Origin of the sequence: Streptosporangium amethystogenes subsp. fukuiense (assembly GCF_042665875.1) — a bacterium.
In the GTDB taxonomy this organism is placed as follows: domain Bacteria; phylum Actinomycetota; class Actinomycetes; order Streptosporangiales; family Streptosporangiaceae; genus Streptosporangium; species Streptosporangium fukuiense.
The window spans coordinates 3,111,072-3,134,671 of record NZ_JBHTEE010000001.1 but is presented as its reverse complement, the minus strand read 5'-3'; the positions used below and the strand labels follow the sequence as shown (position 1 = coordinate 3,134,671).

24 protein-coding genes and 3 pseudogenes are annotated in these 23,600 nt (G+C 70.4%); 18 read left to right on the top strand and 9 right to left on the bottom strand.

The genetic code is table 11. The annotated features are described in order from the left end of the window. Positions 1–15: 15 nt before the first annotated feature. The 5 genes from ACFQVD_RS13700 to ACFQVD_RS13680 all read left to right on the top strand — a co-directional run bounded on the left by ACFQVD_RS13700 (position 16) and on the right by ACFQVD_RS13680 (position 4,867). The gene (locus ACFQVD_RS13700) at positions 16–843 is read left to right on the top strand and encodes an SDR family oxidoreductase (protein ID WP_343978233.1); all 828 of its coding nucleotides are present in this window, start codon (positions 16–18) and stop codon (positions 841–843) included. 37 nt (positions 844–880) lie between these two features. Beyond that, positions 881–1,732, top strand: coding sequence for a class I SAM-dependent methyltransferase (locus tag ACFQVD_RS13695; protein WP_343978230.1), 852 nt, complete (start codon positions 881–883; stop codon positions 1,730–1,732). 27 nt (positions 1,733–1,759) lie between these two features. Beyond that, positions 1,760–2,635, top strand: coding sequence for a family 3 encapsulin nanocompartment shell protein (locus tag ACFQVD_RS13690; protein ID WP_343978227.1), 876 nt, complete (start codon positions 1,760–1,762; stop codon positions 2,633–2,635). Between the two features lie 37 nt (positions 2,636–2,672). Then, positions 2,673–3,998 carry an NAD(P)/FAD-dependent oxidoreductase gene (locus ACFQVD_RS13685; protein WP_343978224.1) on the top strand — a complete coding sequence of 442 codons (1,326 nt, stop codon included), beginning with the start codon at positions 2,673–2,675 and terminating at the stop codon, positions 3,996–3,998. Positions 3,999–4,135: 137 nt separating this feature from the next. Further along, a complete protein-coding gene (locus ACFQVD_RS13680; RefSeq protein ID WP_343978221.1) occupies positions 4,136–4,867 on the top strand; it encodes an aspartate/glutamate racemase family protein in 732 nt (243 codons plus the stop codon). 48 nt (positions 4,868–4,915) lie between these two features. Here the strand turns inward: ACFQVD_RS13680 and ACFQVD_RS13675 are convergent, their stop codons facing one another. After that, complete coding sequence (locus ACFQVD_RS13675) at positions 4,916–5,140, bottom strand: transposase (protein WP_386271234.1); 225 nt, start codon at positions 5,138–5,140, stop codon at positions 4,916–4,918. Positions 5,141–5,297: 157 nt separating this feature from the next. On the opposite strand from ACFQVD_RS13675, the gene ACFQVD_RS13670 reads away from it, so the two are divergent. Together ACFQVD_RS13670 and ACFQVD_RS13665 are read left to right on the top strand one after the other, a co-directional pair. Next, entirely contained in the window at positions 5,298–6,176 is an 879-nt protein-coding gene (locus tag ACFQVD_RS13670; RefSeq protein WP_343978218.1) for a TIGR03619 family F420-dependent LLM class oxidoreductase, read from the top strand. Between the two features lie 185 nt (positions 6,177–6,361). Then, positions 6,362–6,655: a nuclear transport factor 2 family protein gene (locus ACFQVD_RS13665; RefSeq protein ID WP_343978215.1), complete on the top strand. Its 294-nt coding sequence runs from the start codon at positions 6,362–6,364 to the stop codon at positions 6,653–6,655. A gap of 67 nt (positions 6,656–6,722) precedes the next feature. On the opposite strand, the gene ACFQVD_RS13660 is transcribed toward ACFQVD_RS13665, so the two are convergent. From ACFQVD_RS13660 to ACFQVD_RS13645, 4 genes are read right to left on the bottom strand one after another with little or no spacing between them, the layout of a single operon-like run. Continuing rightward, positions 6,723–8,087: an FAD-dependent oxidoreductase gene (locus tag ACFQVD_RS13660; RefSeq protein WP_343978212.1), complete on the bottom strand. Its 1,365-nt coding sequence runs from the start codon at positions 8,085–8,087 to the stop codon at positions 6,723–6,725. Positions 8,088–8,110: 23 nt separating this feature from the next. Next, a complete protein-coding gene (locus ACFQVD_RS13655; protein WP_343978209.1) occupies positions 8,111–8,881 on the bottom strand; it encodes an amino acid ABC transporter ATP-binding protein in 771 nt (256 codons plus the stop codon). Continuing rightward, positions 8,881–9,627 (bottom strand): amino acid ABC transporter permease, encoded by a 747-nt coding sequence (locus ACFQVD_RS13650; protein WP_343978206.1) that lies wholly within the window; start codon positions 9,625–9,627, stop codon positions 8,881–8,883. Before ACFQVD_RS13650 ends, ACFQVD_RS13655 begins: the two co-directional genes overlap by 1 nt. Further along, positions 9,624–10,601 (bottom strand): ABC transporter substrate-binding protein, encoded by a 978-nt coding sequence (locus ACFQVD_RS13645; RefSeq protein WP_343978203.1) that lies wholly within the window; start codon positions 10,599–10,601, stop codon positions 9,624–9,626. The genes ACFQVD_RS13650 and ACFQVD_RS13645 overlap by 4 nt, the downstream gene beginning before the upstream one ends. A gap of 433 nt (positions 10,602–11,034) precedes the next feature. Here ACFQVD_RS13645 and ACFQVD_RS13640 point away from each other — a divergent pair, with 433 nt between their 5' ends. From ACFQVD_RS13640 to ACFQVD_RS13615, 6 genes are all read left to right on the top strand, one after another. Continuing rightward, positions 11,035–11,820: a DeoR/GlpR family DNA-binding transcription regulator gene (locus ACFQVD_RS13640; RefSeq protein ID WP_343978199.1), complete on the top strand. Its 786-nt coding sequence runs from the start codon at positions 11,035–11,037 to the stop codon at positions 11,818–11,820. After that, on the top strand, positions 11,817–13,259 hold the full coding sequence (locus tag ACFQVD_RS13635; RefSeq protein ID WP_343978196.1) for an FGGY family carbohydrate kinase: 1,443 nt from the start codon (positions 11,817–11,819) through the stop codon (positions 13,257–13,259). Before ACFQVD_RS13640 ends, ACFQVD_RS13635 begins: the two co-directional genes overlap by 4 nt. Further along, positions 13,256–14,638, top strand: a complete 1,383-nt coding sequence (locus ACFQVD_RS13630) for an NAD(P)/FAD-dependent oxidoreductase (RefSeq protein ID WP_343978193.1) — start codon at positions 13,256–13,258, stop codon at positions 14,636–14,638. The genes ACFQVD_RS13635 and ACFQVD_RS13630 overlap by 4 nt, the downstream gene beginning before the upstream one ends. Positions 14,639–14,641: 3 nt before the next feature. Next, a complete protein-coding gene (locus tag ACFQVD_RS13625; protein ID WP_386271231.1) occupies positions 14,642–15,889 on the top strand; it encodes an NAD(P)/FAD-dependent oxidoreductase in 1,248 nt (415 codons plus the stop codon). A 72-nt stretch (positions 15,890–15,961) separates the two neighbouring features. Next, the gene (locus ACFQVD_RS13620; protein ID WP_343961073.1) at positions 15,962–17,221 is read left to right on the top strand and encodes an NAD(P)/FAD-dependent oxidoreductase; all 1,260 of its coding nucleotides are present in this window, start codon (positions 15,962–15,964) and stop codon (positions 17,219–17,221) included. Positions 17,222–17,357: 136 nt separating this feature from the next. Continuing rightward, positions 17,358–17,618, top strand: a complete 261-nt coding sequence (locus ACFQVD_RS13615) for a hypothetical protein (RefSeq protein ID WP_343961075.1) — start codon at positions 17,358–17,360, stop codon at positions 17,616–17,618. A gap of 37 nt (positions 17,619–17,655) precedes the next feature. Here the strand turns inward: ACFQVD_RS13615 and ACFQVD_RS13610 are convergent, their stop codons facing one another. Both ACFQVD_RS13610 and ACFQVD_RS13605 read right to left on the bottom strand, forming a co-directional pair. Beyond that, a complete protein-coding gene (locus ACFQVD_RS13610) occupies positions 17,656–17,874 on the bottom strand; it encodes a hypothetical protein (RefSeq protein WP_386271229.1) in 219 nt (72 codons plus the stop codon). Beyond that, positions 17,871–18,365: pseudogene (locus ACFQVD_RS13605) on the bottom strand (IS110 family transposase); the annotation flags it as partial. The gene ACFQVD_RS13610 and the pseudogene ACFQVD_RS13605, both read right to left, overlap by 4 nt. A 51-nt stretch (positions 18,366–18,416) precedes the next feature. Here ACFQVD_RS13605 and ACFQVD_RS13600 point away from each other — a divergent pair. After that, positions 18,417–19,211 (top strand): RNA-guided endonuclease InsQ/TnpB family protein, encoded by a 795-nt coding sequence (locus ACFQVD_RS13600; RefSeq protein ID WP_343961077.1) that lies wholly within the window; start codon positions 18,417–18,419, stop codon positions 19,209–19,211. Positions 19,212–19,394: 183 nt separating this feature from the next. Here ACFQVD_RS13600 and ACFQVD_RS13595 read toward each other — a convergent pair whose 3' ends face one another. Together ACFQVD_RS13595 and ACFQVD_RS13590 are read right to left on the bottom strand one after the other, a co-directional pair. After that, positions 19,395–20,549 (bottom strand): RtcB family protein, encoded by a 1,155-nt coding sequence (locus ACFQVD_RS13595; RefSeq protein WP_343961079.1) that lies wholly within the window; start codon positions 20,547–20,549, stop codon positions 19,395–19,397. Between the two features lie 118 nt (positions 20,550–20,667). Continuing rightward, entirely contained in the window at positions 20,668–21,120 is a 453-nt protein-coding gene (locus tag ACFQVD_RS13590) for a hypothetical protein (RefSeq protein ID WP_386271228.1), read from the bottom strand. 136 nt (positions 21,121–21,256) lie between these two features. Between ACFQVD_RS13590 and ACFQVD_RS13585 the strand changes: the two are divergent. From ACFQVD_RS13585 to mobA, 4 genes and pseudogenes are all read left to right on the top strand, one after another. Further along, a pseudogene (locus ACFQVD_RS13585) lies at positions 21,257–21,406 on the top strand (RtcB family protein); the annotation flags it as partial. Positions 21,407–21,557: 151 nt separating this feature from the next. After that, positions 21,558–21,785, top strand: a pseudogene (locus ACFQVD_RS13580) (RtcB family protein); the annotation flags it as partial. A gap of 216 nt (positions 21,786–22,001) precedes the next feature. Beyond that, positions 22,002–22,991 carry a GTP 3',8-cyclase MoaA gene (gene moaA, locus ACFQVD_RS13575; protein ID WP_343961081.1) on the top strand — a complete coding sequence of 330 codons (990 nt, stop codon included), beginning with the start codon at positions 22,002–22,004 and terminating at the stop codon, positions 22,989–22,991. Continuing rightward, on the top strand, positions 22,988–23,593 hold the full coding sequence (gene mobA, locus ACFQVD_RS13570) for a molybdenum cofactor guanylyltransferase (protein WP_343961083.1): 606 nt from the start codon (positions 22,988–22,990) through the stop codon (positions 23,591–23,593). The genes moaA and mobA overlap by 4 nt, the downstream gene beginning before the upstream one ends. Positions 23,594–23,600: the final 7 nt, after the last annotated feature.

The following is a 23,600-nucleotide window of genomic DNA, read 5'->3' as shown; positions in this document are numbered from 1 at the left end:
CAAGGAGGAGGACGTTTGGAACTGGGGCTTGAGAACAAGGTCGCGCTCGTCGCCGGCGGATCCAGCGGCCTCGGCCTCGCCACCGCCATGGAGCTGGCCAGGGAAGGCGCGCACGTCGCGATCGGCGCACGCGACCGCGACCGGCTCGCGGAGGCCGAACGCGGCCTCAAGGAGGTGGCGCGCGGCCGGGTCCACGCCACGAGCGTCGACATCACGGACGGGGAGGCGGCGCGCCGCTGGGTCGACGAGGTCGCCGCCGACTTCGGCGTCCTTCACATCGTGCTCGTCGGCGGTGGCAGCCCGCCGATCGGCACCGCCTCGCAGTTCGAGCAGGCCGAATACCAGGCGGCCATCGACAAGGTGCTCTCCCCGGCGCTGACCCTGGCCCTCGCGGCGCTGCCGCACCTGAGGGCCGCCCGGTGGGGCCGGTTGCTCTTCGTGGCCTCGGAGACGGCGAGCGTCCCGATAGCCCAGCTGGCGCTCTCCGGGGTGACCCGCGCCGCCATCGTGCGCTTCGCCCAGTCCCTCGCCTCCGAGGTCGGCCGCGACGGCATCACCGTCAACGTGCTGGCACCCGGCACGACCCGTACCCCGCCGGTGGAGCGGGCGGCGGCGAAGCTGGCCGAGGACGGCGACGTCGAAGCCCGGCTGCGTGCCATGGGCCGGCACAACGCCCTGGGCCGCGTCGGGGACCCGGCCGAGTTCGCCGCCGTCGCGGCCTTCCTCGCCGGAGAGCGGGCCTCGTTCGTCACCGGCGCGCTCCACCTGATCGACGGCGGCGCCAGCGTGGTGGGGCCGGAGCCGGAGCACCTCACGTCCGCGCGCAAGGACACCTACACATGACGACCCAGGCCATCTCAGCCGAAGGAAGGACCCCGTGATGTCAACGACCGGCCACGTCTACACCGAGAGGGACGTCAGTGACTTCTTCGACCAAACCCTTCAGACCTACCTGAGTTTCTGGGACGGTGACGGAGTCCTGCACACCGGCTACTTCGCGGGCGACGCCGACGACGACTACCGTGCCGCCGCCGAGCGGACGTCCGACATCCTGGCGGCGGACGCCGGAATCGACGGCTCGTCGTTCGTGCTCGACGTCGGCTGCGGCTGCGGCAACTTCCCGATCCACCTCGCCAGGAGGTTCGGCTGCCGCTGCGGGGGACTCGACCTGAGCGCCGAGCGCATCAGGTTCGCGCGGGAGGCCCTGACCGCCGAGAACGGGCTCGACATCGAGTTCCGCCAGGGATCGGTCACCCGGATGCCGTACGAGACCGGCACCTTCAGCCACGTCGTCAGCCAGGACGCGCTCTGCCTCGTACCGGATAAGCCGCGCAGTCACCTCGAAATCCACCGCGTCCTGCGCCCCGGGGGCGTCTTCGCCTTCTCCGACTTCCTCCAGCCCAAGAAGGAGATCGGCGAGCGCGCCCGCAAACACGTCTACGACCGGGTGAGATGGAACGGCGGCTACTCCTTCGTCGGCTACCAGGCCGCTCTGGAAGAGGCCGGATTCGAGATCCTCCTCGCCCGCAACCTGGAGAGCCACATCCGGCAGACCTACCGCGTGCTGGGCAGGATCGCCCGCGAGCGCGCCGAGGCGACGCCGGACGCCTCGGCGCGCGACTGGATGCTGGCCTTCTCCGAGTCCTGCGCGGAGATCCAGATCGCCATCGACGACGGCGAGTTCGGCTGGGGGATGTTCGTCACCCGCAAGCCCGGCAACGCCACGCCCTAGCGCCGGACCACCAGTAGCGAGGAAGCCATGCAACGCACAGAAGGCATGAAGTCGACGATGGCGGAAGTCGTCGCCGAGCGGAGGAAGCAGATGTCGCCGGGCCGGCTGTTCGTCGAGGCCTGCGCCGCCAAGGGACTCGAAGCCTCCGTGGAGTACGACGTGACGATCACCGACTCGCTGACGAGTTCGCGGCGCAAACCGCGCTACCCGGCGCGCAACATGCTCAAGGTCGTCGACCTCTCCAGGGATCCCCGGCGGTTCTACTGGCATGAGAGCCCGCCCCTTCCCGGCGACCCTCAGGTCACCGAGGCCGACCTGAGGCGCGAGGCGGCCAACCGCTTCCACCGGTCGCCGATCCCCGAGCTCTATCCCACCACCGCGTGGGTACAGGTCCCACCGGACCTGTGGGAGGACCCCGAGACCTTCGAGTCGTTCATCAACTACCGGCTGATCGTCCGTCTCGGCACGGCCGAGAACCACACGATCATCCGAGGCAGGGGCGGGTTGCTGAACATCCCGGGGGTCATCCGCATGACCTCGAAGGGGCCGTTCGGCTCGACGATCCTCGCGGCGTGCAACGAGGCGGAGCAGATGGGAGGCACCGCCGACGGCCTCATCATCAATCCCGTCGACTACTACAGGTTCATGGGGCAGGGCCGCCTGATGGACGATCTGGAGCAGAACGGCGTCTTCATCGTGCGGACGCGCCTGGTCGATCCGGGAACCGCCATCGTCGGCGACTTCGGGCACGGCGCCCAGCTGTTCGACGCGGGGCGCTCGGTGATCCGCTTCGCCGAGCCGCCCCCGGGAACCTTCGCCGAGCCCGGCATCGCGCTCATGGCCGAGATCTACGAGCGGGTCGTGATCAACCTGCTGACCAACTTCTTCATCGTGACCCTGTAGTCGCGCCCCGTGATCGCGCCGCCGTAAAGGACAGCAGATGCCGACGATGCCCTCCCCGAACCCGGCCCCCCTCCGGTACGACCCTGACGTCCTCGTCATCGGCGGCGGCGTCGTCGGCCTGTTCTGCGCCTACTACCTGCGTCGCGCGGGCAACAGCGTGACCGTCGTGGAACGCGGGCCGGTCGGCGGCCTCCAGTCCTGTTCGTATGGAAACACCGGCTTCGTCGGCACGCAGGGCGCGCTTCCCCTCGCCGAGCCCGGCGTGATGGCCCAGGGACTGCGCTGGCTGCTGAACCCGGAAAGTCCCTTCTACATCAGACCGCGCCCGGACCCCGAGCTGATGTCGTGGCTCTGGCACTTTCGCCGCGCCTGCAACGAGCGCGACGCGAAGGCCGGTTTCCGGGTGCTGGTCGACATGAAGAAGCGGAGCCTCGGGATCCTCCGCGAGCTCTGCGCGTCGGATGGCCTGGCCTCCACCTTCACGGCCCAGGGCATGCTGCTCGCGTACCGGACACGGCAGGGATTCGAGAAGGCCTGCCGGGCGGTGCCGGGAACGGTCGCGAGCGGCGTGCCGCTGCGCGTCCTCGGCCCGGGGGAGCTGCGCGCGCTCGAACCGGACGCCGAGTTCGACATCCACGGCGCCCTGTACAACGAGGAGGGCGCCTACCTGCGTGTCCCCGACTTCGTCACCGGTCTCGCCCGGAGGCTCGGCGACATGGGCGTGGAGATACACGAGCACACCGGGGTCGTCGGTTTCGAGGTCGCGGGAGCCGAGGTCAGGCGGGTCAGGACGGTCCACGGGGACTTCAGCCCTCGCGAGACGGTCATCGCCGCCGGGACCTGGTCGGCGGAATGCGCCCGCGGGCTGGACATCGGGCTCAAGCTCCAGCCCGCCAAGGGCTACTCCGTCACGGTCAGGGCACCGGGCAACGCGCCCCGGCTGCCGGTCCTGCTGGGCGAGGGCAAGGTCGCGCTCGTACCGCTCGGTGACCGCCTCCGCTTCGGCGGAACCCTGGAGCTGTCAGGCATGGACACCGCGATCTCCCGCAGCCGGGTGGACGGCATCCTGCGAACCGTCCAGGTGTACCTCCCGAAGATGGAGAGCACCGAGACTCTCGAGACCTGGAGTGGGTTTCGTCCCTGCAGCCCGGACGGTCTCCCCTTCCTGGGGCGTGCCGCCCCCTACCGCAACCTCTCCGTCGCGTGCGGTCACGGCCACATCGGCATGGGCCTCGCACCGGTCAGCGGAAGGCTGATCGCCCAGCTCGTCGCCGGGGAGCGACCCGAGATGGACCTCACCCCGCTGCGCCCCGGCCGCTATGGTGGCGGGCCCTCGCGCCGCCGCCCGCGCCCCGGGCGATGAGAGGTGTCCCCGCCCTTCACGCCGGGGCGCGTCCCGCCCCCCGTTCGCGGCGACGGGACACCGGACCTCGCGCCGTGACCGGCCCGGGCCCCGCCGCCAGACGACACGACCGCGACATACGACGGGAGAGAACCGCCATGGCCACCGGAGCGGAAACGGAGCATGACGTCGCGATCGGCGTCCTGTGCTGCGACACCAACTTCACCAAGGTCCCGGGGCACATCCGCAACCGGGCCACCTTCGACTTCCCCGTCATCTACCGGGTCGTGGACGGCGCGACCGCCGAACGCGTGGTGACCCAGGCCGACCCGCGCCTGCTCGACCCGTTCATCCAGGCCGCTCAGGAGCTCGAAGCGCGGGGCGCGGCCGCCATCACCGGTGCCTGCGGCTTTCTCGTCATCTTCCAGAGGCAGCTGGCCGACGCGGTCAACGTCCCGCTGCACGCCTCAAGCCTGATCCAACTGCCCATGGTGCACCGCATGATCCGCTCGGATCAGAAGGTCGGGCTGCTGGTCGCCAAGAAGCCCTCTCTCACCCGGCGTCACCTGGCGGCCGTCGGCGCCGAGCACGTCCCGGTCTGCGTCGCCGGCCTGGAGGACCAGCCGGAGTTCCGCGAGGTCATGCTCGAAGCCCGGCGCCCGGACCTCGACGCAGACCGCCTGGGCCGCGAGGTGCTGGGCCAGGTCGAACAGCTGGCGAAGGAGAACCCCGACATGGGGGCGCTCGTCATCGAATGCACCGACGTGGTGCCCTATGCCCACCAGATCCAGGAACACCTCGGCATACCGGTCTTCGACATCGTGACCCTCACCGAAATGGTCCACCGGAGCCTGACCCGCCGCCCCTTCGGCGCCTCCGGCACGGTCTAGTGCCCCGTCCCCCTCGGCCACGGCGAGGGCGCCGGCACGGGGGCTCGCCTACCGCGCCTTGTCGGCTGCGAGGTTGTCGGGCTTCTTGCGGGGCCGTCCCGGACCTGGCTGCGGGACGCGGATCTTCTCCAGTACGGGTTCGAGCTGGGTACGGTCCGCCCGTTGTCCCGGCGTGACAACCAGGGACAGCGGGCGACAGCGTCCGTCCGCGCTCAGGTGGAGCTTGGTGGTGAACCCGCCCCGTGAGCGGCCCGCTGGAGCGGACGCTCCCACGTCCCGTCCACGGCCAGCCCGAGCATGACCGCCAGCATGGGGGCTGCGATCGCGACCCTGATCGGAGCAAGGGGCGCCCCCGACCGCGCGCGGCGTCCTGGCCCTACCGTCCGCTCCGGGCCTTCTTTAGTAGAACATGTTCTATTATGCTCCTCGCATGCGGTTCACCTATGCCGAGGCCATGACCGACCCGTCGTACTATCTCCCGCTGGCCCGGGCCGCCGAGGCGGCGGGCTACGCGAGCTTCAGCGTCGCGGACTCCCTCGTGTATCCGAAGGAGTCCGACGCGAGCTACCCGTACACCGCGGACGGCGACCGCGCCTTCCTCGAGGACAAGAGCTTCATCGAGACGTTCGTCCTGGTCGCGGCCATGGGGGCGGTGACGTCGGCGATCCGGTTCACGCCGTTCGTGCTCAAGCTGCCGGTCCGCCCGCCGGTGCTGGTCGCCAAGCAGGCGAGCTCGATCGCCTACCTCACCGGCAACCGGCTCGGCCTCGGCGTCGGGCTCAGCCCGTGGCCCGAGGACTTCGCGGTCATGGGGGTGCCGTGGGCGCAGCGCGGAAAGCGGATGGACGAGGCCATCGAGGTGTTCCGCGGCCTGACGGGCGGTGGCTACTTCGAGTATCACGGCGAGTTCTACGACCTGCCGCCGGTGAAGATGTCACCGGCCCCCACCGAGCCGATCCCCGTCCTGGTGGGCGGGCACAGCGACGCGGCGCTGCGCCGGGCCGCCCACCTCGGTGACGGCTGGATGCACGGCGGGGGCGACGCCGGCGAGCTGGACATGCTGCTCGCCAGGCTGGCCGCCCTGCGCGCCGAGGAGGGCACGGCCGACCGGCCCTTCGAGGTGCACGTGATCTCCCACGACGCCTACACCGTGGACGGGGTGCGGCGACTGGCCGACAAGGGCGTCACCGACCTGATCGTCGGATTCCGGATGCCGTACATCAAGGGGCCGGACACGGAGCCGCTCAGCGAGAAGATCGAGCACCTGGAGCGGTTCGCCGAGTCGGTGATCTCCAAAGTCACCCCTTAACCAGCGAACAAGAACGGGTTACAGTTCCGGTGTGACCGATTCCATCGCCGTCACCTGGGACGCGCCGGACGGCGACCACGCCGCGCGGCCCAGGCGTCCATGGCCGCGGTCGTCGCCGGGCGCAGATCCGACTGGCTGAGCCTGTTCGGCCCGGACGCCCTCCTGAGGATCCCGTCGGCCCCTCGATGCTCGACCCCGAGGGCAAGGGGCACCGTGGCCGCCACGAGATCGGCACGTTCTGGGACTCCTACATCGGCTCGGTGCGCGCGTTCCGCTTCCAGGTCAGTGACTCCTTCGCCAACGGGCCGTGCTGCGCCAACGTCGCCGTCATCACCATGACCATGGACGGCGGTACGACCATGACGGTCGACTGTGTGATCGTCTACACGGTCGGCGACGCCGGTCTGATCACGTCCATCCGCGCCCGCTGGGAGCCCGGTCGCGCGATGGCCACCCTGACCGGCCCGGACCCCGGATAGGCCACGCCGCAGGGACACCCCCGCCTCGGCCCGGTCAGGAGCCAGGCCACATGCCGCGCGACGCCGCTCAGGGGCGCCCGCCGTCCGTGCCGAGGGCGGCACCGGCGCGGAGGGCCGCCCGGAAGCCGGACGCGGCGGCGAGTTCCATGTTGCCGAGGTCGCCGAAGTAGTCACCGCAGAAGTGGACGCCGACGTCGGTGCGACGGCTGTGGCGGAGCATCGGCTCGAAGGAGAAACCGGGCCGGTGGTAGGGGATGCCGTGTTCCCAGCGCTGGATCCTGATCTCGCCGATGTTGCCGCGCAGCTGTGGGTACACACCGACGAGGTCGTCGGCGTAGCGCGACTCCACGCCGCTGTCCTCCAGGTCCAGCATCCTGCGGGCTCCGTCGCCTCCGGCGTACACCATGAGGCTGCCGCCGGGACGCCGGGTGCGGCCGGTGCGCAGCGGGTTGGCGTGGTTGAACATCATGTCGAAGGACTGCTCCGTGGCGGTGAGCGCGTAGATGTGGTCCCACGGCATGCGGCCACGCTCGGTGGTGATGACGCCGGCGCTGACGAAGGGGCCGTACTTGACGTCGGCCAGCACGTCGGCGACGTCGCCGGGCAGGCCCTCGACCACGCGGTGCGAGACGTACGCCGGCGTGGCCATGATCACCTGGCGGGCGCGCAGCGTCTTCTCCTCGCCGTGCTCGCGCAGGGTGACCGTGACGTGGCCGTTCTCCTCACGGACCCTGGTCACGGCGGCGCCGTAGCGCACCAGGTGCCCGAGCTCGGCGTCCATCGCCTCACCGAGCCGGCCGGAGCCGCCGTTGAGGTTGTACGACAGCAGGCTCTTGCGCCCTGCCCACACCCCGCCGAACAGGGCGCCGCCGGTGCTGACGCTCTGGTCCTCCAGCTCGGAGGCGGCGCGGTGCCCGGCCGCGCGGAAGATGCCGTCGACCCGGGCCGGCGGGCGGCCGATCAGGTCACGGAACGACCGGTTGGCCAGGTAGCCGCCGAAGCGGGCGGCCGCCCAGCCGGGCTGCTCCCGCTGGGTGTCCTGCCACACCTTGACCGTGCCCACCGCGCGCAGGCCGATGTTGGCCAGGGCGACCCGCTCGCGCAGGGACATGGGAAGGGTGAACGGGTAGGTCTCGATGCGCTTGTTGGCGTACACCTTGCCGGCGAAGGTCAGCGCGAACTTGGCGCCCGGGATGCCGATGGTCTCCAGCCCGAGGGCCGACGTCATCCGCTCGACGTGCGAGCCCGCGCCCGGGAACAGGTGCGCGCCGAGGTTCATCCAGTAGTCGCCGCGCGGCAGCGACATCAGCCGGCCGCCCAGCCGCTCATCGGCCTCCAGCAGCACCACGTCGCGGTGCCGCAGCTGCCAGAGCGCCGAAAGCCCGGCGACTCCCCCGCCGACGATGACGACGTCGTGGTTCTCGGCATTCATGATGTTTCCGCACTCCTTGGAGGTCAGGCGGTACTGCCTTCGAATTTCGTGTGTTCGGCCAGGAACTTCCTGGTCAGCTGCTCCTGTGGGTTCTTGGCGATCTGCGCCGGGGAGCCCCGCTCGATGACCTTGCCGTCGGCGATCATCAGGATGGTGTCGGCCACGTCGAGGGCGAACTTCACCTCGTGCGTGACGATGATCATCGTCATGCCCTCGGCGCTGAGGTCCTTCATGACGTTGAGCACGTCCATGGTGGACTCGGGGTCGAGCGCCGAGGTCGGCTCGTCGAACAGCAGGGCCAGCGGGTTCATCGCCAGCGCGCGGGCCAGCGCGACCCGCTGCAACTGGCCACCGGACAGCTGGCCGGGCATCGCCAGGGCCTTCTCCATCAGACCGACCTTGCCCAGCAACTGGATCGCGGTGTCCACCGCCTCCTCGTGGCCGGTGCGCAGGCTCCGCACCATGGGCAGGGCGACGTTCTCCACCACCGAGAGGTGCGGGAACACGTTCAGTCCCTGGAACAGCATGCCGACCTTCCGGCGCAGCGCGACCAGGTCACGGCCCTTCGCCGCCTTGCGGTCGGCGAACGCGGCCATCCCGCCCACGGTGATGGTGCCGCTGGTGGGGGTCTCCAGGAGGTTCACGCAGCGCAGCATGGTGCTCTTGCCGCTGCCGCTGCGGCCCAGCACGGCGACGACCTCACCCGGCTGGACGTCGAGGTCGACGCCGCGCAGCACCTCCAGGCCGCCGAACGACTTGTGCAGGTCTCTGATCTGGATCGTCGGTTGGTTCATCAGCCGACCTTCCCCCCTGTGGTCGCGGTGGCGCCCTGCGCGAGCTTCGCCCTGGTGATCCTGCGCAGCTTGCGGTTGGTCGGCGACATCGCCGTGCCTTCACGCAGGTGGGATTCGAGGTAGCCGGCCAGCCGGGCCAGCGGCCAGCTCATCGCCACGTAGATCAGGCCGATCACGATGTAGACCTCCAGCGGCTGGAAGGTCTCCGACGTGATGATCGTCGCCTGGGTCATCAGCTCGCCGCCGCCGATGGTGACCAGCAGCGCGGTCCCCTTCAGCAGGTCCACCAGCATGGTGGCGGTGGCCGGCAGCGCCAGCCGTACGGCCTGTGGCAGCTGCACCGTCAGCAGCACCCGGGCCGGAGCCAGGCCGAGGGCGCGAGCCGCCTCGGTCTGACCCCGCGAGACGCCCTGCAGTCCGCCGCGGAAGATCTCCGCCAGGTAGGCGCCGTAGAACAGCGACAGGGCGAGCCAGCCGGCGGTGAAGGCGTCCAGGACGAGCCCGATGCCGGTCAGGCCGAAGTAGATGATGAAGATGCCGGTGATGATCGGCAGGTTCTTGAACAGCTCGGTGTAGAGGTAGCCGGCCGCCCTGATCACGCGGTTCTGCGACATCCGCAGCACCGCCACGACGAACCCGACCAGGCAGGCGCCGACGAACCCGATCGCGGTGAGCTCTACGGACTTGACCAGCCCGTCGACCAGGACGGGAACGTAACCGCCCCAGTCGACGGAGAGCAAGCTCACTGACCCTCTCCGGCGGTGGGCGCCGTCCACGTGTCGGGCCGGTCGACGCCCTTGCGGATCGTGGTCATCTCCGGGGTGGCGGTCAGGAAGTCGGTGGCGTTGACGCCCCACTTCGTGAGCACGTCACTGGAGGCCTTCGAGGAGAACCAGCCGTTGGTGACCCCGTCCAGCTTGGCGCACAGCTTCTCGGCCTTCTTCGAGCAGTACCAGACCACCTGGTACGGCCGGAAGCCCTGCAGGCCGGGGTTGGCCGCCACCTCCTCGTCGGTGGGTGGCGTCATCGTCTGGACCTCCAGGTTCTTCAGGTCCGGACGGGTGTCGCGCAGGTAGACGGCGGTCAGCGGGTCGATGTTGATCGCGTCCAGCCGGCCCGCGGCCAGGTCGGAGATGGCCTGGGCCCAGGCGGGATAGGTGCGGGCCTTGACGCCCGGGGTGGCGCGGACCGCCTCGTCGTTGATCGACCCGGTGACGGCGCCGACGTTGAGGCCCTTGAGCTCGGCGACCGAGGTCGCCTTGACCCCGGCGCGGGTCAGCATCAGGGCGGGGCTGTAGTAGACGGGATCGCTCATCACGCCCACCTGGGAGCGGTCCTTGGTCCAGGAGATGCCGCCGATGCCGATGTCGTAGCGGCCTGCCTGGACACCGGCGATCATCGCCGAGAACTCCATGCCCTGCGCCTGCACCTCAAGGCCGAGATCCTTGGCGGCGAGCGTGAACAGTTCGCCCTCGACGCCGGTCAGGGCGCCCTTCTCAAGGCCGACGTACGGCATCAGGCCGTTCATGAAACCGACCGACACCTGACCGGCCTTGTTCACTCCGAGGTCCTCGGCAGCGGAGGTGCCCGAGCCTGCGTCGGCGGCTGGGCCGGAGCCGGCGTCGGAGCCGCAGGCGGCGAGTCCCAATGTGGTGGCGAGCGTCAGGCACGCGGCCGCGACGAGTTTGCGGGGTCTCGCGGCGTTCGGGGTGCGCGTCATTTTCGGTACCTCGTGTCCTTTGTCAACGGAACCAGCTGCCTCAGGTGCGGGGCACCGTCCACCACCGTCCGCCGGGCTCGCGGTGGTCGTAGGCATACGTGGGTCGCCGGCTTGTTCCTGGGGGCGGGGCGATCACGATGTTCACGCGCCCGATCAAGGCCCGTTTCAGCCCGATCTTGTTGTGGTAATTCGAGGGATTCTGCCCGCGAACATGTCGGTAACGTAGGAATCCGTGGGAATTTTGTCAAGGTGACCAGCGTCACAATGGACCGCAAACAGCTGGCAAATCGGAAAAAAGACGCGGGTGACCAGGGTGAACATATGAGGCTCAGGGGCTTCAAGTCTGCCCGCATTGACAGCAACACACCGCATAACCCACAATATCGGTCATGATCGGTCAAAGATTCCTCCGTCCAACGCGGAGGTGGTCCGGGTGCTAGCGGCGGAACGCCACGACCGGATCCTCACCCTCCTGGCCCCCACCGGACACGCCCGCACGGAAGAGCTGGCCCGCTCGCTCGGCGTCTCGGACGAGACCATCCGGCGAGACCTGTCCGCGCTGGAGCGGCAGGGTGTGCTGGTGCGTGTGCACGGCGGGGCGACCCTGCGCGCACCGATAGCCGGCGAGGAGGCGTCCTTCCTTGACCGCGCGACCCTGGCCACGGAGGAGAAGGTGGCCATCGGCCGCAGCGCGGCCTCGCTGGTGCGCCCCGGGATGACGGTGATGATCGACGTCGGCACCACCTCGCTGGAGGTCGCCCGATCGCTGCCGAACGACTACCACGGCACCGTCGTCACCTGCTCGCTCCTGGTCGCCTCCGAGCTCGCCGGACGGGCCCGGATCGAGGTGCTGGTCTCGGGTGGCCGGGTCCGTGCCGGTGACCTGGCGCTGTCCAACTCGACGACGCTCGGCTTCTTCCAGGACCTGCGGCCCGACATCGCCTTCCTCGGCTCCGGCGGGGTGAGCACCGACGCCGGCCTGACCGACTTCCACGTGGACGAGGTCGCGACCAAGCGCGCCGTGCTCGCCACCTCGGCCCGCTCCTACGTGCTGGCCGACTCCACCAAACACGGCCGGGTCGCCGCGTTCCGCGTCTGCGACCTCGACGGTTTCACCGGGCTGATCGCCGGCGCGATGACCGACGAGGCGCTGGCCGAGGCGCTGCGGAACGCCGGCTGTCACGTGGTGACCGGCAACGACCTGTCCGCCCGGCCATGACCGCGATTCTGGCCGTCGACCAGGGCACCTCCGGCACGAAGGCCCTGGTGCACGACGGTGAGCGCACGCTGTCGGTGGTGGAGGTCCCGGTGCGGCCCGCCTACCTGGACGGCGGGCGCGTCGAGGTGGACCCGCTGGACCTGCTCGCATCCGTGCGGCAGGCCGGGACCCGCGCGCTGCGCGAAGCCGGAGACCCGCCGCTGGCCGCCGTCTCGCTGGCCAACCAGGGAGAGTCGGTGCTCGCCTGGGATCCCGCGACGGGCCGCCCGCTGTCGACCGTGCTGGTCTGGCAGGACGGCCGCGCCCAGGACATCTGCGCCGACCTCGGCGAGCACGGCGAGCTCGTCCGGCGGCGCACCGGGCTCATGCTCGACCCCTACTTCTCGGCCCCGAAGATGGCCTGGCTGCGCCGGCACGCCACCCGCGAGGGCGTCGTCACCACCACCGACTCGTGGCTGGTCCACCAGCTCACCGGAGCGTTCGTCACCGACGCGACGACCGCCAGCCGGTCGCTGCTGCTGGACCTCGACGAGGTCGCCTGGGATCCCGAACTGCTGGCCCTGTTCGGCCTCGACGACGAGGCGCTGCCCCGCGTGGTGCGCTGCGACGAGGTGGTGGGCGGCACGTCGATGTTCGGCAGGTCCGGCGCGGAGATCCCGGTCGCCGGGCTGGTCGTGGACCAGCAGGCCGCGCTGGTCGCCGAACGGTGCCTCGACCCCGGCATGGTGAAGTGCACGTATGGCACGGGCGCCTTCCTGCTCGGCGCCATGGGCGAGCGGGCGGTGCGGTCCACGCGTGGGCTCACCTCGTCGCTCGCCTGGTCGCTGCGGAAATCCACCGGCTACTGCCTCGACGGCCAGGTCTACACCGCCGGCTCCGCCGTACGGTGGCTGGTCGACCTGGGCCTGCTGTCCGCGCCGGACGCGCTCGACGCCGAGTCGGCCGGCGACTCCGGCGGGGCCTGCTTCGTACCCGGCCTGGCCGGGCTGGCGCAGCCGTGGTGGAACCCGAAGCCGTGCGGCGCGTTCACCGGCCTCGGCCTGGCCACCACGCGGGGCCGGCTGGTCCGCGCTGTGGTCGAGGGCCTGGCGGCGCAGGTCGCCACCCTGGCCCAGGCGATGAGCGCCGACGTCGGCGTGCCACTGACCCGGCTGCGGGTGGACGGCGGGCTGACCCGTTCGCATGCCCTGATGCAGGCCCAGGCCGACCTGCTGCAGGTCCCCGTGGACGTCTACCCGTCGCCCCACGCCACCGCGCTCGGCACCGCGGCTCTCGCCCGGCTGGCGCTCGACGACGAGCTGTCCCTGCCGGCCGCGATCGACGAGTGGTCGCCTGCCATGTCCTTCGAACCGATCTGGACCGAGCAGAGGGCCTCCGAGGCGATGGCGCGCTGGGAGCAGGCCGCTCGTTGCGCGGCGGCCCGAAAGGACAACGCGTGAAGATCCATGATGTCGCGATCATCGGGGCCGGGGTGGTCGGCTGCGCGGTGGCCCGTGAGCTGGCCGCGTTCGAGCTGGACGTGGTGCTGGTCGAGGCCCGTGACGACGTGGGCGACGCCACCAGCAAGGCGAACACCGCGATCCTGCACACCGGCTTCGACGCCACCCCCGGCACGCTGGAGTCCCGGCTGGTGCCGCGTGGCTACGCGCTGCTGTCGCGGTACGCGGACGAGACGGGCATCTCGGTCGAGCCGACTGGAGCCGTCCTGGTCGCCTGGGACGACGATCAACTCGCCGCGCTGCCGGGGCTGCGGGACAAGGCCGTCGCCAACGGCTACCACGCCGCCGAGATCGTCGGCCGGGACACCGTCTACGAGACCGTCCCCGCTCTTGGACCGGGCGCCCTCGGCGGGATGACCGTGCCCGGCGAGTCGATCATCGATCCGTGGTCCACCACGCTCGCCTTCGCCTACGACGCGCTGGCCCGGGGCATCGACCTGCGGCTGGGCACCCGGGTCGAGTCGGTGGAGGCCGGGCCGGAGCTGACCACGCTGCGCACCTCGGGGGCCGATATCGCGGCGCGGTGGGTGGTCAACGCGGCCGGGCTCGGCGCGGACGTCATCGACGCCCTCTTCGGCCACCGGCGGTTCTCCGTGACGGCCCGGCGAGGTGAGCTGATCGTGTTCGACACGGCCGCCCGGCCGCTGGCGCCGAAGATCGTGCTGCCGGTGCCGACCTCGCGCGGCAAGGGGGTGCTGATCAGCCCGACCGTGTTCGGCAACGTGATGCTCGGCCCCACCTCCGAAGACCTGCCGGACCGCACCGACACCTCCACCTCCGAGGCCGGCATCGCATCGCTGCTGGAGAAGGGCCGCCGGATCATGCCGTCACTCCTGGAGGAAGAGATCACCACTTCCTACGCCGGGCTCCGCGCCGCCACCGAGCACGGCGACTACGTCGTCGACGTGGACGCCGGGCAGCGCTACGCGTGCCTCGGCGGGATCCGCTCCACCGGGCTGACCGCGAGCATGAGCATCGCCGAGCACCTGCGTGACCTACTCGACGAGGCCGGGCTGCCGCTCAAGCCGCGCTCCTACCTGCCACCGCCGGTGCGGGTGCCGGTGCTCGGCGAGGCGTTCGCCCGGCCGTACCAGAGCGATGAGCTGATCAGGGCGGACGCCGAGTACGGGCGGATCGTGTGCTTCTGCGAGAAGGTGACGAGGGGCGAAATCCGCGACGCGTTCGCCGCTCCGATCCCGCCACGCGACCTGAACGGACTGCGCCGCCGCACCCGCGCGACGCTGGGCCGCTGCCAGGGGTTCTTCTGCGGCGCCGAAGTCGGCCGGCTGTTCGGCGAGGCCACCGGAACGAGGGACTGAGGAATGGAGACGATGAGGCCCGCGGTGGCCGTCGTCGGCGCGGGGCCCGCCGGGCTGACCGCCGCCGCCGAGCTGGCCGGCCTGGTCGACGGCGAGATCCTGGTGCTGGAGCGCGAACGTGTACCGGGAGGCATCCCCCGGCACAGCGACCACACCGGCTACGGCCTGCGCGACCTGCGCCGGGTGATGAGCGGGCCGGGATACGCCCGGCTGCTGCACCGCCGCGCCGAGCGAGCCGGGGCGCGCATCCTCACCGAGGCCACGGTCACCCAAGTGTCCGGCGACCGCGAGCTGGAGGTGACCACCCCGTCCGGGCTGCTGCGCGTCGAGCCCCGCGCGCTCGTGCTGGCCACCGGCGCCCGCGAACGTCCCAGGCCGGCCCGGCTGATCACCGGTGACCGGGGCGCCGGGGTCTACACCACCGGGCACCTGCAGAACCTGGTCCACCTCCATCACGGGCGGCCCGGCAAGCGGGCGGTCATCGTCGGGGCCGAGCTGGTGAGCTGGTCGGCGGTGCTGACCCTGCGTGAGGCCGGCTGCCGCACGGTGCTGATGACCACGTCGCAGCCGGTCCCCGAGTCCTACGCCGCCTTCCACCTGCCGGGCCGGGCGCTGCTCCGGGTGCCCGTGGCCACCGGCACCCGCCTGGTCTCCGTTGAGGGCGACGCCGGCCGGGTGAGCGCCGTGGTCGTCGAGCACGTCGGCACCGGGCGGCGGCGCCGGGTCGAGTGCGACACCGTGGTGCTGACCGGCGACTGGATTCCCGACCACGAGCTCGCCCGGGGCACCGGGCTCCACCTCGACCCGCGCAGCCGCGGCCCCGTCGTGGACACCGCGCTGCGCACCAGCCGCCCGGGCGTCTTCGCCGCCGGCAACCTGATCCACCCGGTCGACACCGCCGACATCGCCGCCCTGGACGGCCGGCACGTGGCCGCCGCCGTCCACCGCTGGCTGGCCGACGAGCGGCTGGGCGAGGTCGCCTTCGACATCGAGGTGGACGCCCCGCTGCGCTGGGTGGCCCCGTCGGTGGTTCGCCGCGGCGACCCGCCCCCCTCCCGGGGCCGCCTGCTGCTGTGGACCGACACCCTGGTCCGCTCCCCCGTCGTATGGGTCCACCAGGCCGGCCGGCCGCTCGCCCGCCGCCGTCTCCCGTGGCCCGCGTCCCCCGGCCGGGTGTTCCGGGTGCCCTGGTCGCTGCTCGCGCGGGCGGAGCCGGACGCCGGGCCGATACGGCTCTCGCTAGAGGGATGACCCATGCACGACTTGTCGTACACACCTTCATGTATTGGACAGATCAATGAGCAGTAAGGTTGACGCCGAAGTATGAGCGCTCTCTCGTCGGTCACCGTCATCGGCGGTGGCGCGGTCGGCCTGGCCACCGCCTACTACCTGCGGAAAGCCGACCTCGACGTCACGGTCATCGAGTCCGGCCGGCCCGGCCGGTCGACCTCGTGGGGCAACGGCGGCTGGCTCAGCCCGGTGCTGAGCATCCCGACGCCCGGGCCGGGCATGCCGAGGATGGGCATCGTCGAGTCGTTCCAGCGTGACTCCGCCGTGGCGGTCCGGCCGCACGCCGCACCGAGCATGATCCCGTGGCTGCTGCGGTTCGCCCGCCACTGCACCCGATCCGCCTTCGAGAGCGGCTCGGCCCGGCTGGGCGCGCTGTCCCGGGAGATGTTCGACGGCTTCGACGAGCTTGACGACCTCGGTGTGCCGGTCGAGGTGCCGCGCCAGGGCAACCTGCGCGCCTGCCTGACCGAGGCCGAGGCCCGCCACCAGCTCGCCGGGCTTGCCCCGATGCGCGCCGCCGGCTACGCCGTGCCCGACCGGATCATGTACGCCGAGGAGATCCACGAGCTGGAGCCGGAGCTGTCCGACGACGTGCGCTCCGGATTCAACCTGCCCGAGGAGCGGCACGTTGACCCGGGGGCGTTCTGCGACACGCTGGCCGAGTACCTGGTCGAGCAAGGCGTGCGCCTGCTCGCCGACACCCGGGTGACCGGGGTGCGCGCCTCCGGCGGCCGGGTCACCGCCGTCGAGACCACCGTCGGGCAGGTCCGGACCGACGCGCTGGTGGTCGCCGCCGGGCTGGACACCCGTCTGATCGCCGGCTGGCTCGGCGCCCGGCTACCGATCCGGGGCGGCAAGGGATACAGCTTCTTCGTACCGTCCGAGTACTCCCCTTCCCACCCCCTCTACCTGTCGCACACCAAGGTCGGGGTGACCCCGCTCAAGGGTGGTTACCGGGTGCTGGGCGGCATGGAGCTGGCCGACGAGACGCTGCGGATCAATCCGCGGATGATCCGGGGCATGATCCGCGTCGCCCGCCGCTACCTGCGGCACATGCCCGCGACCGAGTCGCTTGCGGAGCTGCCCGACCTCTGGGCGGGCCTGCGCCCGATGACTCCCGACGGCCTCCCGGTCATCGACCGCCTCCCCGACCTGTCCAACGCCTATGTCAACTCCGGCCACGGCATGCTCGGCGTCGGCCTGTGCATGGTCTCCGGCGCCGCGCTGACGGACTTCATGGTGAACGGCCGCCGCCCCGACGTCCTGGCCCCCTTCGGCGCGACCCGCTTCTGACATCCTTCAGCCGCCTGGACGCCTGGGCCGGGACGTGGCGCGTGCCCCATGTGCCCGGGACACCGGGCGGGCGAGGCTTCGGGTGTTCGAAGAGCCGGGATCACCGGCTCGGAAACCCCGAGGAGGGGAAACACTCATGAAGCGCATGCTCGCCGCCGCAGGGTTCGTGATCGCCCTGGCCGGCTTCGCCCAAACCGCCGCCGCGGAGACCGCCGCGGCCCGGCAGCCAGGCACGGTGGCGTCGGCCGCCTCGCCCGCCGACCTGCCCGTGCACCGGGGCAAGTTCTGGTTCCACAGCGACTGCATCACGGCCGGTCAGCAGGCGGTCGATCGCGGGCACTGGTCGCAGTACCAGTGCGCGGAGGGCTGGATGTGGAACCTGTGGACCGATCGCTGACGGCCGGATGACGGGAACTCGGGATCTCCCCCTCCGGTCACCCCGAGCCCAGCCCCGCGTCACGGGCCCTGACGATCGCCGCAGCCCGGTCGGGCACCCGCAGCTTGGCGAAGATCGAGCCGACGTGGTTGCGCACGGTCTTGTCCGCGCCGAAGCCGGTGCCGTCGTCGGTGACGGTGACGGTGAGCGCGCCGGGGCACGCGGTGAAGGTCACCTCGACGCCGCGCGCCCCGGCATGACGTACGGGGTTGGTCACGGTTGGGTGATCTTCTGATCGAGGGCGGCGATGTCGGTGTTGATCGCATCGACTCGGGCCAGCATCGTGGCCAGCAGGAACGCGTGCTGGTCGGAGAAGCGGCCGGTGAAGGCCTCCTCCAACGCGGGGATCTTGCCGCGCAGGCTGGAGCGCGCCAGCTGCGCCAGCGTCTTCGGGCTGCGCTCTCCTCTGATAAGGGCAGCCATCATGGCGCGGCCAGAGACACCGAAGATGTCGGAGGCCACTACGCTCAGCTTGATCTGCGCGTCCTCCAGGAGCTTTTCCACCCGCTGCTTCTCGGCGGTGCGGGCCTCCACCAGGTCCACCCGGTAGCGGGTCAGATCGCGCAGCAGCCGGATCGCCGGCGGCGGCACGAAGCTGGGCCGCAGCATCTGGCGTTCGGCGACCTTGGCCTGCCAGACCGTGTCCAGTTTGTCGGTCTTCGGGCGGCCGGGTAGGTGCTTGACGTCGCGGGCGTTGACCGGCCAGACCTCGAACCCTTGGCCTCAAGCAGGTAGAACACGGGTTTCCAGTAGTCGGAGGTGGCCTCCATCACCACGCGGGTGACGCCCAGGCAGTGCAGCCGATCGCTCATCGACAGCAGCGACCGCGTCATCGTCGCGCCCGCCCGCGCGCATCAGGGCCCGCGGGTCGGGATCGATCGGGGCGTCAACGTCGCCCTGGCCCTGTCGGACGGGACGATGCGTGAGCACGGCTCCTGGCTGACCGGCGGCGAGCGCGAGCACCTGCGCCGGTTGGAGAAGACGTCGGCCCGCCGGCGCGCGTCCCGGCCGACGAAGGCCCGCCCCTCGGGGCGGGAGCGGCGTACCTACGACCAGATCGCCCGGCTGCGCGCGAAAGCCAAGCGCAGGACCGTCGACTGGCAGCACCAGACCACCACCGAACTCGCCGACACCTTCAGCGTGATCAAGGTGGAGAAACTCACGATCCTCAACATGGTCCGCTCGGCCAAAGGCACGATCGAGGCCCCGGGCAGGAACGTCGCTCAAAAGGCGGGCCTGAACCGGTCGATCAGTGGCGAGGCGTGGGGCCGGACCGTCACCCTGCTCGAATACAAGAGCACCGACCGGGGCGGACAGGTCATCAAGGTCCCCGCTCCGGGCACCTTACAGACCTGCCACCGGTGCGGTCACCACGACCCGGCCAACCGTAACGGAACCGTGTTCGCCTGCGTCAATCCCGCGTGTGGATGGGTCGGCCACGCCGACACCAACGCCGCGATCAACATCAACAACGCCGACGGATCAGCGGTGTCAGGACGTGGAGACCTCGGGGTCACCCGGTCTGCGAAGCGTCAACCCCCGCGCGCCGCTTAACCGCGACGCGACGGGAGAATCCCAGGCCTGCCGGGGAGGAGGTCAAACGCCAGTAGTCGACGATCGCGTCTTTGAGTGCGGGTGTGACGTGGAACTGATCGACTCGGACACGGCCCTTTCCCGTTGCCGCGCGCACAGGGCCCCGCCACGTGTGATTGGCGACGGGGCGCAGAAGGTGCAGATTCAGCCCTTGTAATTGAACACCTGACGCAGCGTGTGCTGGATCGCGACCAGGTCCTTTTGGTCTGCCATCACCTGGTCGATCGACTTGTACGCCCGCGGGTGCTCGTCCACCAGAGCGGCGGCGCGGTTCGCGTTCCAGGTGCGGCCGCGCATCGCCTCGGTCAGGGACGCGGCCGTCAGCTCACGCTTTGCCCGGGTGCGCGACATCCTGCGGCCGGCTCCGTGGGAGCAGGAGTTGTACGACATCGGGTTACCGAGCCCGCGCACGATGTACGAGCGCGTCCCCATCGAGCCCGGGATCACACCTTCGTCGCTGGTGTCGGCCTTGATGGCTCCCTTACGGGTGATCCACAGGTCCTTGCCGTCGTACGTCTCCTGCTGCGTGAAGTTGTGATGGCAATTGATCGTCCGAAGCCGCTGACCCTTACCGACGACCTGGAACAGGGCGTTGCTCAGCACCTTGTCCATCTGGGCGCGCGAGGCCATGGCGTAGTGCTGCGACCACAACATGTCCTCGATGTAGGCGGTGAACTCCGGCGTGTCCTGCACCAGGTAGGCCAGGTCCGGGTCCTCCAGGCCGATGGCCTGCTTCTTCATCATCTTCTTGGCGTCAACGATGTGCTTGGTGGCGAGCAGGTTGCCGATGCCGCGCGAGCCTGAGTGCAGCACTGTCCAGACCCGGTCACGCTCGTCGAGGCAGACCTCGACGAAGTGGTTGCCGGACCCGAGGGTGCCGAACTGCAGGGACACCTTCTTCTCCTGATGAGGGGTCAGGTCGGTGTGCGGGCGGCCGAGGTCGCTCATCGCGCGGTCCATGAACGGGTCGTCGTGGCCTTTGCCGACGCCGGCGGGAATTCGCTTCTCCACCAGCGGCATCAGGGCGTCGAGGGTGTCCGGGAGGTCGGCGGCGGTGAGCGTCGTCTCGGTCGCGACCATGCCGCAGCCGATGTCGACGCCGACGGCGGCCGGGATGATCGCTCCTTCGGTGGGGATCACCGAGCCGACCGTCGCGCCGATGCCGATGTGCGCGTCGGGCATGAGAGCGACGTGTCCGGAGACGATGGGCAGGCGTGCGGCGCGTGCGGCCTGCATGATCGTACCCTCGTCGATCTCGCTGGCCCACGACACCAGGTTCGGTGCGGGCTGGTTCGGCATTACGATCTCCTTCGTTGCGAGATCCAGTTTGCCCATGTCCAACGTGATATCCCACTGGTTTTCGGGCGGGCGAAGCGCACCATGGCTGCTTGCCATTCTCCTCCGGCCCGCTGCGCCGTTATTCGTGGCCCCGGGTCGGCACTAATTCCGTCTGTGCGGGTTGCATAGGGAAACGGTGCACGTCGTGGGTAGACGCACACGCGAAGACGAGGGTGACACCTCGGTCAGGCCATACCAGCGACAGCACTCCGTACAGGGCTCTGTCTCTCCTTCGGCAGCCGGGGTCCGACTGTTCCCGTTCCCGGGCCATCCGGCGAGCGGTGGTGATGCGCTGCCGGGCGAGTTCGGCCCAGAAGGGTTCGCCGTGCCGGTGGCCGCTTCCGCCGTAGTGCCACTCCGAGACCGTGAGCGTCTCGCCCTCGATAGGGTCCGGCAGGTTCCCGGCTCGCAGGACGCGGAGCATCTGCTCGAACTCGTCGCGCACCACGCCGTCCTTGGCGGCCGACTTGTCGTTGTCCGTGAACGACCGCACGAACTGCCAGCCGAGTCGCTCGGCGGTTCTCCGGTTCACCTTGCGCTGATCAGCGACGGTGTGTTCATTCTTGGCCTTGTCCGCACTCGCCCGTTCCTAGCCGACCACCGGGACGAGATCCATGCGCGCCTCCCAGAAGCTCATGCCTAGAGCGATGTTGTACCACCACAACTAGGTGGCGCAGGAACGCTGCAACGGTGTGGACGTGCTCGTCACCTGCAAGGGGGCGATCCGCGCCGGATCGGGTGAGTTCGGCATCATCCCCGGTTCGATGGCGACCGGGACCTACATCGTGAAAGGGCTGGGCAACGCCGACGCGTTCAACACGGTCTAGCCAGGAATCCCGGCCTTTCAGGACTCTGTTGCCCGATTCATTTTCGATCTTCGCGACCTGTGTGTCCCGCATCGGGTGACGACATCGGACACCGACCGATGGCAATCAGGCAACAAAGTCCTTCAGGGCCGAGAAGCTGACCTCGGCCTCGCACGGCGCGGGTCGCCGGATGAGCCGGACCAAGGCGAAGAAGACCTTCACCCTGGAGGACTTCAAGGCGCAGACCGCCGGCGTCGAGTGCCGCAAGGACAGCGGGGTGATCGACGAGATCCCCGGCGCCTACAAGGACATCCAGTCGGTCATGGCCGCGCAGACCGACCTGGTCGAGGTGGTCGCGCACCTGCGGCAGCTGGTCTGTATCAAGGGCTGAGCGGTCGGTCCGCGACCAGGATGTGCGCCGTTTCGAAGGACGCGAGGACATGGGGACCTCAGGGACCGGATCGTCCGGACAGACCCGGCAACACCCCAAGGAATCAACCCTCTCGTGGTGATGTTGGAGTGGTCGAGGCCCGTTTAGGGTCGGATGGGGGGCCGGCCATAGGCTGGCCCCCTGTTCGACAAGTGACCGACTGGGAGGTGGCGCCCCGTGTTGCAGGATTCGTTCGGTCGTGTGGCGACCGATCTGCGGGTGTCCCTCACGGACCGCTGCAACCTGCGCTGTTCCTACTGCATGCCGCCCGAGGGCCTGGAATGGTTGCCCAACCCCGAACTGCTGACCGCCGACGAGATCGTCCGGTTGGTCACCATCGGGGTGGAGCGGCTGGGCATCACCGAGGTCCGCTACACCGGGGGCGAGCCCCTGCTCCGTCGCGAACTGGTCGACATCGTGACCCGCACCACCGCGCTCGGCCCCACCCCGCAGGTCTCGCTGACCACCAACGGGATCGGGCTGAGCCGGCTGGCCGCCTCCCTGGCCGCCGCCGGCCTGCACCGGGTCAACGTCTCCCTCGACACCCTCGACCGCGAGACCTTCAAGAAGCTCGCCCACCGTGACCGGCTGGCCGACGTCCTTGCGGGCCTGGAGGCGGCTCACGCCTCCGGCCTGCGCCCCGTCAAGGTCAACGCCGTGCTGATGCGCGGGATCAACGACCACGAGGCCGTGCCGCTGCTGCGCTACTGCCTGGAGCGGGAGTACGAGCTGCGGTTCATCGAGCAGATGCCGCTGGACGCCCAGCACGGCTGGCGCCGGGAGAACATGATCACGGCTGACGAGATCCTCGTCCGGCTCCAGGCCGCCTTCGACCTGACCGACGCCGACCCGGTGGAACGCGGTAGCGCTCCCGCGGAACTGTTCCTCGTCGAGGGGGGCCCGGCCAGGGTCGGCGTCATCGGCTCGGTCACCCGCCCGTTCTGCGGTGCCTGCGACCGGGTGCGGCTCACCGCCGACGGCCAGATCCGCAACTGCCTGTTCGCCACCGACGAGTCCGACCTGAGGAGCGCGATGCGCTCGGGGGCGAGCGACGACGAGATCGTCGAGCGCTGGCGGTCCGCGGTCCGGATCAAGAAGGCCGGTCACGGCATCGACGACCCGACCTTCCTGCAGCCGTCCCGCCCGATGTCCGCCATCGGCGGATGACCGCCCGCCACGACGCCTGCGTCCTGGCGGGCGGTCTCGCGAGACGGCTCGGCGGCCGGGACAAGCCCGCCCTGCACGTCTCGGGCCGCCCGCTGGTCGAGTCGGTGGCGGCCGCCGTACCCGGCGCCGGCAGGCTGGTCGTCGTCGGGCCGCCCCGCCCCGGGTTGCCACACGCGATCTTCCGCCGTGAGGATCCGCCCGGAGGCGGTCCCGTTCCGGCGCTGCGGGCGGGGCTGGCCGAGGTGACCGCGCCGTGGGTGGTGCTGCTGGCCGCCGACCTCCCGTTCCTGACCGCCGAGCACGTGTCCGCGCTGCTGGACGCGGCAGGCGCGGGAACGGGGACGATGGCGTACCTGGAGGGGACGCGGGCGGGAGCGGTGCTCGTCGACGACGGTGGTCGCGAGCAGTGGCTCGCCGGGGCCTGGCATACGGCGAGCCTGGTGCGGGCGCTCGCCCGTTACGAGGGGCGGTCGCTGCACGGGCTGCTGGCCCCGCTCGACCCGGCCACGCTTCGTCTCGCCGGGCAGCCGTGGTTCGATTGCGACACCATGGACGATCTACAGCGGGCGCGGGCGCAGGCCCAGGACGGGCGCTACCGCTGAGAAGGAG

What these genes read in the sequence shown, in the direction of transcription:
- ACFQVD_RS13680 (WP_343978221.1), top strand. Translation starts at nt 4,136, where the DNA reads ATGGCCACCGGAGCGGAAACGGAGCATGACGTCGCGATCGGCGTCCTG.
- ACFQVD_RS13620 (WP_343961073.1), top strand. Translation starts at nt 15,962, where the DNA reads ATGAGCGCTCTCTCGTCGGTCACCGTCATCGGCGGTGGCGCGGTCGGC.
- ACFQVD_RS13635 (WP_343978196.1), top strand. Translation starts at nt 11,817, where the DNA reads ATGACCGCGATTCTGGCCGTCGACCAGGGCACCTCCGGCACGAAGGCC.
- ACFQVD_RS13670 (WP_343978218.1), top strand. Translation starts at nt 5,298, where the DNA reads ATGCGGTTCACCTATGCCGAGGCCATGACCGACCCGTCGTACTATCTC.
- ACFQVD_RS13595 (WP_343961079.1), bottom strand. Translation starts at nt 20,549, where the DNA reads ATGCCGAACCAGCCCGCACCGAACCTGGTGTCGTGGGCCAGCGAGATC.
- ACFQVD_RS13660 (WP_343978212.1), bottom strand. Translation starts at nt 8,087, where the DNA reads ATGAATGCCGAGAACCACGACGTCGTCATCGTCGGCGGGGGAGTCGCC.
- ACFQVD_RS13665 (WP_343978215.1), top strand. Translation starts at nt 6,362, where the DNA reads ATGCTCGACCCCGAGGGCAAGGGGCACCGTGGCCGCCACGAGATCGGC.
- ACFQVD_RS13615 (WP_343961075.1), top strand. Translation starts at nt 17,358, where the DNA reads ATGAAGCGCATGCTCGCCGCCGCAGGGTTCGTGATCGCCCTGGCCGGC.
- ACFQVD_RS13655 (WP_343978209.1), bottom strand. Translation starts at nt 8,881, where the DNA reads ATGAACCAACCGACGATCCAGATCAGAGACCTGCACAAGTCGTTCGGC.
- ACFQVD_RS13645 (WP_343978203.1), bottom strand. Translation starts at nt 10,601, where the DNA reads ATGACGCGCACCCCGAACGCCGCGAGACCCCGCAAACTCGTCGCGGCC.
- ACFQVD_RS13685 (WP_343978224.1), top strand. Translation starts at nt 2,673, where the DNA reads ATGCCGACGATGCCCTCCCCGAACCCGGCCCCCCTCCGGTACGACCCT.
- ACFQVD_RS13625 (WP_386271231.1), top strand. Translation starts at nt 14,642, where the DNA reads ATGGAGACGATGAGGCCCGCGGTGGCCGTCGTCGGCGCGGGGCCCGCC.
- ACFQVD_RS13695 (WP_343978230.1), top strand. Translation starts at nt 881, where the DNA reads ATGTCAACGACCGGCCACGTCTACACCGAGAGGGACGTCAGTGACTTC.
- mobA (WP_343961083.1), top strand. Translation starts at nt 22,988, where the DNA reads ATGACCGCCCGCCACGACGCCTGCGTCCTGGCGGGCGGTCTCGCGAGA.
- ACFQVD_RS13690 (WP_343978227.1), top strand. Translation starts at nt 1,760, where the DNA reads ATGCAACGCACAGAAGGCATGAAGTCGACGATGGCGGAAGTCGTCGCC.